At 70.9% G+C, this 12769-nt stretch carries 13 protein-coding genes; 10 read left to right on the forward strand and 3 right to left on the reverse strand.

Going from position 1 to position 12769, the window contains the following annotated elements:
* A partial coding sequence (locus tag D7V97_RS46730) for an alpha/beta fold hydrolase (RefSeq protein WP_368668871.1) occupies window positions 1–170 on the reverse strand: 170 nt, incomplete at its 3' end.
* A gap of 85 nt (window positions 171–255) precedes the next feature.
* Between D7V97_RS46730 and D7V97_RS03405 the strand changes: the two genes are divergently transcribed.
* The 8 genes from D7V97_RS03405 to D7V97_RS03435 all read left to right on the forward strand — a co-directional run bounded on the left by D7V97_RS03405 (window position 256) and on the right by D7V97_RS03435 (window position 7966).
* Complete coding sequence (locus D7V97_RS03405) at window positions 256–816, forward strand: nuclear transport factor 2 family protein (protein ID WP_120609134.1); 561 nt, start codon at window positions 256–258, stop codon at window positions 814–816.
* A gap of 66 nt (window positions 817–882) precedes the next feature.
* Window positions 883–4476: an HYR domain-containing protein gene (locus tag D7V97_RS03410; protein ID WP_120609135.1), complete on the forward strand. Its 3594-nt coding sequence runs from the start codon at window positions 883–885 to the stop codon at window positions 4474–4476.
* Between the two features lie 115 nt (window positions 4477–4591).
* Window positions 4592–4840 (forward strand): hypothetical protein, encoded by a 249-nt coding sequence (locus tag D7V97_RS03415; protein ID WP_147444674.1) that lies wholly within the window; start codon window positions 4592–4594, stop codon window positions 4838–4840.
* Window positions 4840–5016, forward strand: coding sequence for a hypothetical protein (locus tag D7V97_RS44485; protein WP_158623256.1), 177 nt, complete (start codon window positions 4840–4842; stop codon window positions 5014–5016). The genes D7V97_RS03415 and D7V97_RS44485 overlap by 1 nt, the downstream gene beginning before the upstream one ends.
* A gap of 12 nt (window positions 5017–5028) precedes the next feature.
* Entirely contained in the window at window positions 5029–5322 is a 294-nt protein-coding gene (locus D7V97_RS03420) for a hypothetical protein (protein ID WP_120609137.1), read from the forward strand.
* Complete coding sequence (locus tag D7V97_RS03425; protein ID WP_120609138.1) at window positions 5319–5846, forward strand: phospholipase D family protein; 528 nt, start codon at window positions 5319–5321, stop codon at window positions 5844–5846. The genes D7V97_RS03420 and D7V97_RS03425 overlap by 4 nt, the downstream gene beginning before the upstream one ends.
* Window positions 5836–7185, forward strand: a complete 1350-nt coding sequence (locus tag D7V97_RS03430) for a phospholipase D-like domain-containing protein (protein WP_120609139.1) — start codon at window positions 5836–5838, stop codon at window positions 7183–7185. Before D7V97_RS03425 ends, D7V97_RS03430 begins: the two co-directional genes overlap by 11 nt.
* A 25-nt stretch (window positions 7186–7210) precedes the next feature.
* Window positions 7211–7966 carry a ZIP family metal transporter gene (locus D7V97_RS03435; RefSeq protein ID WP_120609140.1) on the forward strand — a complete coding sequence of 252 codons (756 nt, stop codon included), beginning with the start codon at window positions 7211–7213 and terminating at the stop codon, window positions 7964–7966.
* 18 nt (window positions 7967–7984) lie between these two features.
* On the opposite strand, the gene D7V97_RS03440 is transcribed toward D7V97_RS03435, so the two are convergent.
* Window positions 7985–9142, reverse strand: a complete 1158-nt coding sequence (locus tag D7V97_RS03440; protein ID WP_120609141.1) for an alkaline phosphatase PhoX — start codon at window positions 9140–9142, stop codon at window positions 7985–7987.
* Window positions 9143–9266: 124 nt separating this feature from the next.
* Window positions 9267–9995, reverse strand: coding sequence for an SDR family NAD(P)-dependent oxidoreductase (locus D7V97_RS03445; RefSeq protein WP_120609142.1), 729 nt, complete (start codon window positions 9993–9995; stop codon window positions 9267–9269).
* A 38-nt stretch (window positions 9996–10033) separates the two neighbouring features.
* Here D7V97_RS03445 and D7V97_RS44490 point away from each other — a divergent pair, with 38 nt between their 5' ends.
* Together D7V97_RS44490 and D7V97_RS03450 are read left to right on the forward strand one after the other, a co-directional pair.
* The gene (locus tag D7V97_RS44490) at window positions 10034–10195 is read left to right on the forward strand and encodes a hypothetical protein (RefSeq protein WP_158623257.1); all 162 of its coding nucleotides are present in this window, start codon (window positions 10034–10036) and stop codon (window positions 10193–10195) included.
* 68 nt (window positions 10196–10263) lie between these two features.
* Window positions 10264–12768: a hypothetical protein gene (locus D7V97_RS03450; RefSeq protein WP_120609143.1), complete on the forward strand. Its 2505-nt coding sequence runs from the start codon at window positions 10264–10266 to the stop codon at window positions 12766–12768.
* Window position 12769: the final 1 nt, after the last annotated feature.

Below are 12769 nucleotides of genomic sequence, written 5' to 3' on the forward strand. Positions count from 1 at the left end.
GCGGGGGACTGGCCGTGGCCGGTGAGGTCGGGGAGGAGGATGCGGCGGCGCGGGTCCGCCTGGGTCCACGCGACCGCGAGCGAGCGCAGGTTGCGGCCGCTGCCGAGGAAGCCGTGCAGCAACACCGTGGGCACGTCCCCCGTGCCCACCTGAAAGCTTTCGAGCACCACGTCACCACCGCCTTGTCCGCGCCTTGACCCGGAGGCACGCCGTGCCGCTTCATACCGCGAACCCCCTTCCCGTCGAGGTGAACCGGTGCCTTCCGTCTCCTTGTTGTTGCTGACGCTCGCAGCGAACCCCGCCGCGCCCGCGGCCCCGGCTTCACCCGTGGCTCAGGCCGACCCCAAGGTGGCGGTGGCCACGGTGCTGGACGACTGGCACCGCGCGGCGGCGGCGGCGAACGAGGCGCGCTACTTCTCCCTCTTCACGCCGGACGCCGTGTTCATGGGCACGGACGGGGCGGAGCGCTGGACGGTGGATCAATTCCATACATGGTCGAAGCCGTTCTTCGCCAAGGGCAAGGCGTGGAGCTTCAAGTCGGTATCACGCACGGTGTTCCTGTCGAAGGATGGGCAGACGGCGTGGTTCGACGAGGCGCTGGACACGCCCAACCTGGGGCCCGCGCGCGGCAGCGGCGTGCTGGTGAAGGAGCCGGCCGGGTGGCGCATCGCCCAGTACAACCTCTCCGTCCCCATCCCCAATGACCTGATGGGCGAGGTGACGAACCGCATCGCCACGTACGCCAAGACGAAGCCCGCGACGCCCACCACCGCCCCGGTGGCCCCGACGAAGTCAGCGCCCGCGCCCAAGCCCTGACTCCGGCCTGACCGTCCGGGTGGCTGGGTTTGTGCCCCCCGTGACGACGGGTAGAGTGCGCGGAACATGCGTCTCCTTTCAGGGCTCGCGCTCCTCCTGCCCGTCCTCGCCTCCTGCGACCTTCCGGATCCGGAAGAAGTCTCTCTCCGTCCCACGCTCGCGCACGTCGCGGCGCCGCTCGCCGGGGGCGTGGGACCGCCCGTCCTGCTCGGGGACTACCGCACGAGCAATGTCTACAGCCAGGACCAGGCCCAGCTCCTCGGCGCGGTAGGCGGGAAGACGGTCTTCAGGAACGCCGACGGCAACGGCTACGAGCCCTGGGTGACGGACGGCACCCCGGAGGGCACGCACGCGCTGGGTGACTTCAATCCGGGCCCGCCGAGCAGCATGGGGTTCAACAAGGGGGTCCCCTTCGGCTCGCGGCTGATGCTGCCGCTCCATGACGGCGTGCATGGCCTCAAGTGGTGGGTGACGGATGGCACCGCTGAAGGCACGCATCGGGTCGGCGGCGGCATGGCGGACCCGACGCTCACCGTGACCCCTGCCGCGGTGGTGATGAAGGGCGTCTTCTACTTCATCGTCGATGACGGCTTCCTGGCCTGGGAGCTGTGGCGCTCGGATGGCACGGACGCCGGCACCTGGATGCTCGCGCAGAGCCCGTCTGGCCAATACAACCACCACGAGGTCGACTCCCTGGAGGTGGTGGGGGACGCGCTCTACTTCGGCTCCAGCAACAAGCTCTACCGCTCCGACGGCACCTCCCAGGGGACGGGCCTCGTCTACGCGGTGAATGACAGCCAGCACAGCCTGGAGCTGAACCTCTTCGTGCGCGCCGGGCGGCTGTATTTCAACGCGGGCTACAGCGGCAACTGGTCGCTGTGGACCAGCGATGGCACCGGGCCCGGCACGCGCCGCCTCGGCAGCCCCTACGACCACCTGCTGGGCGTGGATGGCGACCGCAGCTTCTACGAAGACCTCAGCGGCTCCAGCCCCACCTGGACGCATTCCCTGTACGTCGTGCGCGGCGCGGATGACTCCACGATCCTGCTCAAGCGGGGGACCTCGAACGGGACCTCGCCCTACTCGCGGCTCCTGGGGAAGGTCGGCGAGCAGCTCATCTTCGGGTGGAACGCCTCCGCCGAGGGCATGGCGCTGTGGCGCACGGACGGCACGCCCGCGGGCACGGTGCTGGTGAAGGACCTCGTTCCGGGCACCGCCTCCTCGTCGCCCCTGTGGGGCGCGGTATTGGGCGACCACGTCTATTTCATCGCGGACACGGACACCGGCTCCGCGCTGTGGCGGACGGACGGAACGGCGGACGGCACGGTGGAGGTGAAGGCCTTCGCCGCGAAGCTGCCCCCCGGGACGGACCTGCGGAAGGTGGGCTCGGCGCTCGTCTTCATCGCGGACGATGGCGTGACGGGCGCGGAGCCCTGGGGCAGCGATGGCACGGCGGACGGTACGCTCCCACTCGGGGACCTGAACCCCGGCGCGGCGGGCTCCGCGTTGACGGAGCTGGTGGCGACCGGGGCCCGGCTGCACTTCCTGGCCACGGTGGCGGGCAAGAAGGAGCTCTGGGCGACGGACGGGACGGTCGCGGGGACGCGGCGGGTGAGGGCGGTAGACCCCACGCTGAACCTGGACTTCTGCGTCGATCCGCTCGGCCGTTTGTTCTTCAGCGCCGTGGAAGACAACCAGGCCCGGCTCTGGCTCAGTGATGGCACCGTCACCGACCTGCCGCCGGTCCAGGTGATGCCGGTGCACAATGGCAACTCAAACCCGGGGGAGTTCCTCTCCGTGGGGGCGACGGCGTACTTCGTCCCGAACCAGGACAGCTCGCAGGGGGGCCGCATCTTCCGGACGGATGGAACCCCCGCGGGGACCCGCGAGGTCATCCCGTTGCCGGGTGCGAGCTCCTCCGGAGGAGGCCCTTCGGGGCTCACGCTGTTCAATGGCAAGCTCTGGTTCAAGGTCGACTCCCGCCTGTATGTCGGCGACCCCGAGACGGGCACCGCCACCAGCATGCAGATGTGGGAGCAGTCCCTGTATGACTTCAAGCCCGCGGGGACGAGGCTGGTGGGCCTCTGGCGGGAGAGTCCGTACTCCCAGCTGTGGACGCACACCGCGAGCGCGACGGGCTCTACGCAGTTCGCCTCGCACTACGACAACCCCTCCACGATGCTCTCGCGGCTGTTCCCCGTGGGCAACTCGCTGCTGTACGCGTACGTGAACAGCTCGACGGGTTACTGGGAGGTGCGGCGGACGAATGGAACCTCCTCCGGCACCGTCCGGGTCGCGCAGCTGCCGATGCGGCCAGAGTCCTTCACCAGCACGGGCAACCTCGCCTTCTTCGTGGCGGGGGGCATGGTCAATCGCGCGGACGCCACGGCTGCCGTCTTCGAGGGGATGACGGCGACGCAGGGGCGTGAGCCCGAGAACCTCCAGGCGGCGGGAGGGCTCCTCTTCTTCACGGGAGCGGCGGACATCGGACGCGAGCCGTGGATGTCGGACGGGACGCAGACGGGAACGCACCGGATCGCCGACTTCCAGCCAGGGGCCGGGTCGAGCACGTTGGTCGCGGCGGCCCTCCACCACGGCACGCCGTACCTGCTCTTGCGCAACTGGGAGGGGACCTTCCTGGTGCGGACGGATGGCACCGAGGCGGGCACGGTGAAGGTCGCCGAGGCGCCGGGCGCGACGTGGCTCGTCTCGCGGGGCGGCGCGCTGCTGTTCAACGCGGCGGACCGCGCCTCTGGCCAGGAGCCGCGCGTGTACCTGCCGGGTGCCAGCGCGGCCACGCTGTTGGGGGACGTGAATCCCGGGCCTGTCGGCTCGACCCCGGGCGTGCCCGTGTTCGCGGGGAGCCGGCTGGTGTTCGCCGCGACGACGGCGACGGAGGGGCGTGAGGCCTTCGCGGTCGAGGTGGACACGACGCCGCCCACGGTGTCGCATGTCCTGTCAGGGACGCTGGGGCGCGGTGGCTTCTACCGGAGTGATGTCTCGGTGAGCTTCACCGTCACCGACGCAGAGTCCGGCACGGCGATGGGCACCCTGGGCTGCGAGCCGGTGACGGTGACGAGCGATACCCCGGGGCAGACCCTCACGTGCACCGCGTCCTCAATCGGTGGCGTCACGACGCGGACGGTGACCGTGCGGCGCGACCTGACGCCGCCCCAGGTGGTGTGCCCGCAGGACCTCGTCGTCACCCAGGGCGCCACGCCTGCCTATGGCGTGACGGCGATGGATGCCATTGACGCATCCCCGGTGGTCACCGTGACGCCCGCCAGCGTGCTCCCGGTGGGACAGCACGTCGTCCGGGCCGAGGCGACGGACGCCGCGGGCAACAGTGCTGCCTGTCAGTTCCAGGTCACGGTCCTCGCGCGGGTCGAAGTGGATGCGGGCACCGGCGCGGATGCGGGCACCGGCGCGGATGCGGGCACCGACGCAGGCACGGGCACGGGCACGGACGCGGGAGTCATTCCCGATGCGGGCACGGCCACGGATGGCGGCACGAATGGAAACGGGACGCCTCCGCCCGGAGGCGCGGGGCCTGACGACTCCGGCTGCGGGTGCTCGGGTTCAGGCTCGGGTCCGGCGGCGAGCATCCCCCTGCTCCTGCTCGCGCTCGCGGGGTTCACCGGCCGGCGGCGGAGGGCTTAGCGCGACAGGGCGGCCCATCCCTCCCGTTTGGACGTGGCCGGGCAGGGAGGCCCTCTGCCGGGTCGTCACTCGACCTTCAGTGGGAGCGTCCCATCTTCCCAGCATGGAACTGCTGGTGGTCCCCCTTCAGCCCCGCTTCGAGCGACTCCTCACGCGGGAGCTTCAGCGGCTGGCGAAGACGATGACGCGCGAGCAGCTCATCCAGCACCGGCTGAAGCAGCTGTACGCCTGGGAAGAGGTGGAGGACCCCGTCACGCGCCGCTTCCTCCGCGCGGCCACGCGGGCCTGGACCCGCGAGGAGCTGGAGGCGGTCGTCGCGGCCACCGTGCGCGCGTACCTGCCCGAAGAGGAGGCGGTGCACTGATGCCCTATCCCAACCTCGGGAACTTCGCGGATCAGCTCGAGCTCGGCGGCTCCGGCACGGCCATCGACCTGTTCGACTTCGGCAATCCCTATCTTCCCGCCAGCCCCGAAGAGGAACTCGAGCGGGCGCTCGATGAGATGCTTCAGCGGCTGCTCAACGAGGGCGGCAGTCCCTAGCAAGGAGAGGCCATGCCCCCGACGCCTGAGTATGAGCGACTGGAAGCCATCGAGGACCTGCTGGATGAGCACCGGCTGCTGATCGACGAACAGCTCGCGGTGCTCTCCTGGCAGGAGCAGGGCGAGGACCTCATGCGCGGGCTGGCGGCGCGGGCGAAGACGTCCGAGGCGAGGGGCGCGGCCACGCGAATCTCCCTGGCGCTGGTGGCGTATCAGGCCTTCAGCCGCCGCCTGCTGCTCACCTACCGCCATCACGAGCAGGGCCTGCGCGAGCGGCTGGAGACACACACACCGGAGGCGAGATGAGCTTCGAGTCCTTCCCGGTGTCCTCCGGCACGCTGCTGAGCAACGAGGACTACCTGCCCTTCGCGCTGGAGCAGTTCGAGCGGGCCCGCAAGCGACTGTGGGTGTCTGTCTTCATCATCGACACCCGGGTGCTCAAGGATCCCCTGCGCTCGGTGCGCGGGCTGGTGGAGCACCTGTGCCGGGCGCAGTGGCGGAACGTGGACGTGCGGGTGCTGGTGGGCGTGTCGGACACGGTGGAGATCCACCTCGCCAACACCACCTCCGCGCTCTACCTGAAGCAGCGGGGACTGGCGGTGCGCCACTTCCACTCGAAGCAGCACGGGAGCACCCACAGCAAGTTCGTGCTCGCGGACGACCTGTTGCTGGTGGGCAGCCACAACTGGACGCATTCGGCCTTCCACGGAGGCGACGAGGACTCCCTGGCGGTGCGCGCGCCGGAGCTGGCGGTGGGACTGGCGAGGGAGTTCGAGCAGCTCTGGGCAGGGGGCGTGCCGGTGGTGGAGGAGGGGTCGCATGCGCACTGAGTGGTTCGAACCGATGGTGCGAAGCTGGTCCGCCCAGGTGCGGTGGGAGCCGGGTGAGCTGGAGCAGGCCGCGGGGCTGTTGATGAAGCTCAGCCAGGCGCATGGCGGTGACATCGCCCCGGACGAGGAGCTGCCCGAGGAGGAGGCGCGCGAGTTCGCGCTGCGGCGGGCCGGTGAGGTGCTCCAGCGACGGATGAACCGCTACGCGCGCGCGCTGGAGGAGGGCACCGCGAGGCCCCTCTTCAGCGCGCCAGCGCGGGAGTCGGGGCGCGGCGGTCCGGCGCTGCCCTTCGTGACGCCGTGCCAATGGAAGGAAGCCCTGGATGTGAATGAAGCCAGCGTCGGGGAGCTGGAGGCCCTGCCGGGAATCGGCCCGGTGCTGGCGGCACGCATCGTGGACTACCGCCGCGAACACGGCCCCTTCGTCGGGTTGGAGGAGCTGGTGCAGGTGGAGGGCGTGGGCGCGCAGGGGGTGGAGCAGCTCCGGGCGCGGGTGACGCTGGGGGGACCCCGGCCGGTGTTCAGGAGCGAGACGCTGGAGGCCTTCGTCCGCAAGCCTTCCTTCGAGCGGTACGTGCAGTGGATGGCGCGCGGCGAGGGCTCGTTCCTGTGGCGCCTCGCGCAGGGAGGGGGGCCCGCGAAGCAGGTGCTGGTGGAGCTGGAGGACTGCCTGCGGGACGTGCGGGAGCACCCGTATGGCGTGGCGCGACGCCTGGGCGCCACGCGGGCCAGCGCGGTGCGTGCGGAGCGGGAGCGTGCGGACCAGGCCCGCTCCATCGAAGCGCATGCCAGCGGTCCTACGCGGGCGGGGGTGCTGCTGCGGCATGGCGAGTACCCGGCGTTCGTGGAGCCGCTGCTCGCGGGAGCGGAGCGCTCGGTGCGGCTGGTCCTCTTCTTCTTCCGGTATGTGGACGCGCGCTATCCCACGCAGGCCCTGCTCCAGCAGCTCATCGCGGCGCACGAGCGCGGGCTGGACGTGCAGATCATCCTGGATCGGGATGCGGAGCGGGATGTCTACCACTCCCGCCTCATCAACCTCGCGGCGTACCAGGCGCTGAGCGCGAAGCAGGTGCCCGTGCGCTACGACAGGGTGGCGCGGCTCACGCACTCCAAGGGGCTGCTGGTGGATGGCCGGCACCTGGTGATGGGCAGCCACAACTGGACGCTGAGCGCCTTCTCCCGCTACGACGAGACGAGCATGTACCTGGACTCGGAGGAGCTGGGGACGCGGTTCGAAGCGCGCTTCCAGGCCTTGTGGAAGGAGGCGGAGGGCAAGGAGTCCGCCCTGGCGACCGGGACCATTGCGTCGCACGCAGGCAGGGACAGACCCTCTCCTTGAAGTGAGAGGGATTGAAGGAGCGGGAATGCCGCTGTGGCTCCAGGCCGGCTTGTGGGGGTTGCTGGCCGGGAGCGCGCTGCTCGTCGGCGCGGCGGTGGGCTATGCCGCGCGCCTGCCCACGCGCCTCATCGCCGGCATCATGGCGTTCGGCGCGGGCGTGCTCATTTCCGCGCTCTCGTTCGACCTGATGGACGAGGCGTTCCACCGGGGCGGCTTCATCCCCACCGCCCTGGGCTTCATCTCCGGCGCCGTCATCTACAGCGCGGCCAACATGCTGCTCGCGCACCGGGGCGCCCGGCATCGCAAGCGCTCCGGTGGAAAGCAGGCGTCGGAGGAACAGCAGGGCGGCAGTGGGATGGCCATCGCCGTGGGCGCGCTGCTCGACGGCATTCCGGAGTCCATCGTCATCGGCGTCAGCCTCATCGCCGGGGGCTCCGTGAGCCTGGTGGCCGTCGCCGCCGTGTTCCTCTCCAACGTGCCGGAAGGGCTCTCCTCGGCGGCGGGAATGAAGCGGGCAGGGCGCTCGAAGGGCTACATCTTCGGCGTGTGGGGCGGCATCGCGCTGCTCTCCGGGCTCGCGTCCCTGCTGGGCTACGTCGTCTTCCGGGGCTTCTCCGCCGCGGTGGTGGCGGGGACCACCGCCGTCGCCGCCGGGGCCATCCTCGCCATGCTGGCGGACACGATGATGCCGGAGGCCACGGAAGGCGCGCACGACCTCACGGGCCTCATCACGGTCGCCGGCTTCCTCTGCGCGTTCGTGCTCACCAAGCTCGGGGGCTGAAGGTGCGGCGTCAGCGGCTCACCGGAAGGGGCCCGTCACCTCGAAGGTAACGCCCCCCGCGCTGGCGCCGGTGGTGCCGCGTTGCGAGCTGAAATACAGCCGCTTCCCGTCCGGGCTGAAAGCCGGGCCGGTGATCTCCGAAGCGGAGTGCCCTACCAGTCGGAGGAACGGCGCCACCACCCGGTCCGGGGTGATGATGCACAGCTCCAGGTTGCCGCCGTCCTCGGCCACGTAGAGGTCGCCCGAGCGCGACACCGTCACGTTGTCCACACCCGTCAGCGGCGAGCCCGGGTAGAGGGTGGCGGAGTAGATGAGCTCCAGCTTCGACGTGGACGGCGTGTAGGCCCAGACGCGGTTGTCGCCCTTGGTGGTGAAGTAGACGCAGCCGCTGTCGTACCAGCAGCCCTCTCCGCCGTTGAACACCGTGGACTGCGAGGCATTGGACTGCTGCGATGCGGGCTGCGATGCGGACACCGTCACCCAGCTCACCGTGGCGCCGGTGAGCGGATCCCCCGTCACCTTCGCCACCGCCAGCGTGCCCGCGCCCAGCGACGGCCAGGCGGAGGGCGTGAAGCGGTAGAAACGCCCGCTGGTGCTGTCCTCGGTGAGGTAGAGCCGCCGGTCCACCGGATCCACCGCCACGGCCTCATGGGCGAAGGTGCCCAGCGCCGGGCGCACCGTGCCCTGCGAGGCGCTCAGCGGGTTGCACTCCCACACCCGGCCGCCGCTGTACTCCTCGCAGGACAACCACGTCCCCCACGGCGTGGGCCCGCCCGCGCAGTTGCTGCGGGTGCTGGACAGGATGCGGTACGCCCCCACCACCGCGCCCCCACCGTCGAAGCGCAGCGCGCTCGCTCCTCCCGAGGACATCTCGCTGTTGGACACGTACACCCAGCCGCCTTCGCCGGTGGTGAAGCACGCTCCGCCATCCGGCGCCGAGTGCCACGTGTAGCCCGTGGCCGCCACCTTGGTGCTCGAACGCGCGACGATGCGGGACGCGAAGCCCGCGGACAGCTGCACCCCGTTGGCATCCGCCGTGCCCGACATGGCCCCGTAGGGGCTGGGGCCCGGCTGCGCGGGGGCGGCGTAGGCGTTGCGCCAGAAGCCGGGGCCCAGGGCCAGGGCTCCACCACCCAGCGCGGAGAGACGAAGGAAATGACGGCGATCCAGACGCATCCAGGCTCCTCCAGAAAAAGATGGAAGCGTGGATTATCCATGTCCCCGGTGGAAGGGCGGTCACCTTGGTGTGAGGAGTAGATGACGGACCGGTGACGGGCACATGCGGTAGCGGAGCGCCTGTTCAGACGGCGGTCCACCCGCCATCGAGGTCGATGACCTGCCCGGTGGCGTAGGAGTTCGTCGCGAGGAAGTAGGCCGCATCGGCCATGTCCTGCACGGTGCCCGGGCGCTTGAGCGGGATGTTCTTCACGAGGCCGTCCATGAACGCGCCCAGCTGCTCGGGCGGCACGCCCCAGTCGATGGCCGTGTCCTTCGTCAATCCGGGCGACAGGACGTTGACGCGGATGCCTCGGGGCGCGAGCTCGACCGCGAGTGATTTGCCCATGGCGTTGACCGCGCCGCACAGGCCCGCGCCGCCCGCGTAGTTCACCAGCGCCGCGTGTCCCGCGATGCCCGAGCACAGGACGATGGCGCTCCCGGCGGCCATCTTCGGCACGGCGTAATGGCAGGCGGACAGCTGGCCGAAGAACCGGTCGTTGAAGAGATCCCGCCATGCCTTCGAGGGGACGGTCTCCACCGCTCCGAACACCGCGCCCCCCGCGCACGTCACCAGCAGGTCCACGCGCGGCACGGAGTCGATGAGCCGCTTCACCTGCGCATCGTCGCCCACGTCGGTGACGACGCCCCGGGCCCCAGGGCCCAGCCGCGCCGCCGCGTCCTCCAGGCGCTGCGAGCGGCGTCCGGCGATGACCACCTCCGCGCCCTCGCTGGCGAAGCGCTCCGCGATGGCGAAGCCAATCCCCGTGCTGCCGCCCGTGATGACCGCGATCTTCCCGTCCAATACCCCCACCGTGTGCCTCCTGGAAAGAGAAACACAGGCAGCAAAGCATGTTGGCCAATCCCATGCGGAAGGTGACGGCGGTTTTCACCGGGTGCCCCGCGTGGATCCAGGGGCTGCCCAACCGCCATGCCCTCACGGGCCAGGGCGCCGCGGAAGGCCCTGGCATCTGCTGGTACTTCAATGCAGTGGCCGCGGCGCGGGGCCTGTGATTCACGAACGCGGGCCTTCAAGGCACCCCGGGATGCAACGAGGCCCCGGGCCGGAGTAGACACGGGGAATGTCCGCCCCGCTCGACAGCGGTGTGCGCCGGGGCGCGGAGGTGCGCTGCCCCGGGTGCACCCGCTTCATCCCGTCCGACGCCGCCTGTCCGCACTGCCTCTGTGGCCCCATCGCGCCGGAGCGGTACGGCGCCGCGCGGGCGCTGCTGAAGTCCGGGGTGGACCGCTTCGCCCTGTCAGCCCGCACCGCAGCGCTGGAGCCCGCCCAGGTGGACGTCCTCGCGGCGCGCTACGCGAGCCAGTGGGGCACGGCGCTGCGCCTCATCGAAGACGCGCGGCGCATCGAAGCGCGGCTGTTGCAGCGCGGGTTCGCGCGCGACCTGGAAGACACCTGGGCGGCGCTGCTGCCCATGGAAGATGACTTCCTGGCCGAGCGGTTCGCGCCCTTCAGCCCGCTGCCCGACTCCCTGGAGTACCTGGCGAACAAGGCGCCGGACCTGGACCTGCGACGACTGGCGGCGCTCGCCTGGGTCCACGAGGGCTCCGCGTCGAACGAGGCCCGCTTCACGGTGCGCTCCCTGCTGCACGAGGACGGGCGCGTGGCGGTGGAGGCGATGCTGGCCCTGACGCGCTGGCACACCGTGTTCTCCCTCCGGCTGAACCCGGAGGAGCGTGAGCGGATCCGCGTGCTGGCCCTGGGCGTGTTGGATGTGCCCGAACTGGGCGCTCGCGCCGCGGTGGCCTGGGCGCGGGTGACAGGGCAGGAGCCCACCGAGGCGGTCTCGGCCGCGCTGCACCGGGGCCTGTATGGCATTGATGCGGACGTGCGCTTCGAGTGCGCGCTGTGCCTGGAAGACGAGGTGGAGGTGGCGCAGGCGTTGGACTCACCCGACGCGCGCACCGTCACCTTCGCCCGGCGCACGCTGAGCGGCTGGGGTTCGCGCCGCCTCTTCGACCGGCTGAAGAAGGACGGGGATGCGCGCTTCGTGAAGGAGGTGCTGAGCAACCTTCCCTCGCCACCGCCCGAAGGCGCCCTGGAAGCGCTGCTCACCGTGTCCGTGCACACGCCCGGTGCGCTCGCGGATCAACTCCTGCCCTTCGCGAAGCGACACCCCTTCCTCTCGTGGGCACCCGAGGACCTCCAGCGCTGGGCCCGCTGGGCGCGTTCGGTGCTGCGCGACCTGCCCGCTGAAACCGCGCTGGACTTCTTCGACTGGGCCGCCACCCCCACCCAGGGCACCGAGCCGTCCGAGGAGGAGATGGAGGCGCTGTGGTGCTTCTTGGAGGAGACGGTGCATGTGCTCGAACGGGCGTCGGCGAAGGACCGCATCGCGTGCTTCAGGGACTTCGCGTTCGTGCGCTTCCTCCACCACGCGGGCGTGGACGAACAGCAACGGCTGAACGCCTGGGCCCGCGAACCGGACAGCGCAGAGGCCTTGCTGGAAGCGCTGCTGCTGTTCCCCTCGCGGCGGGAGCAGGCCGGGCTTGTCGGCTCCGACTCCGGCCATGCGGCCCGGTTGCTGATGGCGGTCTGGGAGGGACCGGGCCAGGACCGCCTGGTGGCGCCGCTGTCCCGCGTGGCTCGCCAGTGGGGCCCGTACTCCGGCCGGGAGGCCCTGCTCGACGCCGTCTGGCAGCGCTTCCAATCCCATCCCTCCGAGCGCGGCGCGCTGCTCACCGCCTTCGCTCCCTGGCGCGACGCCCTGTGGGAGAAGCAACGCGAGGCGGAGCCCGACGCGCTCGTGTGCTTCCAGACGTGGTGGCGCGTGGATCCGGAAGGGCTCTACCCGCAGGCGCAGCACCTGCTGGCGGACATGCCCATGGACGCACTGCCCCGGAGGCTGCGAGCCCTCTGGGACGCGGCCGAAGAAGCCGTGCTCACGCGCCCGCGCACCGCGTCCCTCTCCGTATCGAAGGGGGCCTGGGCGCTGCTCAACGCAGTAGAGTCCGAGGATCCGCGCTTCCTCGCGGAGCTGGAGCACTTCGAGTCGCGCCTTCCCTCCTTCGAGCAGCGCGTGCGCACCACGCCATCCCCGCCGGAGGAGTCCAACATCCACCGCGACTTCCTGGACGACACGCACGACGCGCTGCGGATGATGCGCGAGCGACGGGCCCGGCTCCAGGCGGACGCGGAGCACGAACGCGAACGGGAAATCGAACGCCGCGTGGCCGAATCCCGCCGACGCGACCAGGAGCGCCAGGCCGAGGACGCGCGCCGCGAAGCCGAAGCACTCCAGGCCGTCCAGGCCAGGGAGCGCGAACAGCAGGACGTCCGAGCCCGGGTGGAGGCCCTGCGCCTGCTCACGGACGTCCAGCCCCAGGTGGCCCCCCATCCCCTGGACCGCGAGGTGCTGTTCCCCGGCACCGCGCTGCCCAGGCTTGTGGACTACGCCCGCCTGCTCAAGGCGATGCAGGGGGGCGCGGACGTGCTCCAGCTCTTCCAGGCCCTGGGACTGACGCCCGCCACCTGGGCCACGCAGGCGACTGCGTGGGGGCAGGCGATGGTGGGGCGGATGGAGCTGGGCGTGCGCTTCGCGGAGCTGCTGGGCGCGCGCTGGGCGTGAG

The organism is Corallococcus sp. CA053C (genome assembly GCF_003611675.1).
Classification (GTDB): Bacteria; Myxococcota; Myxococcia; order Myxococcales; family Myxococcaceae; genus Corallococcus.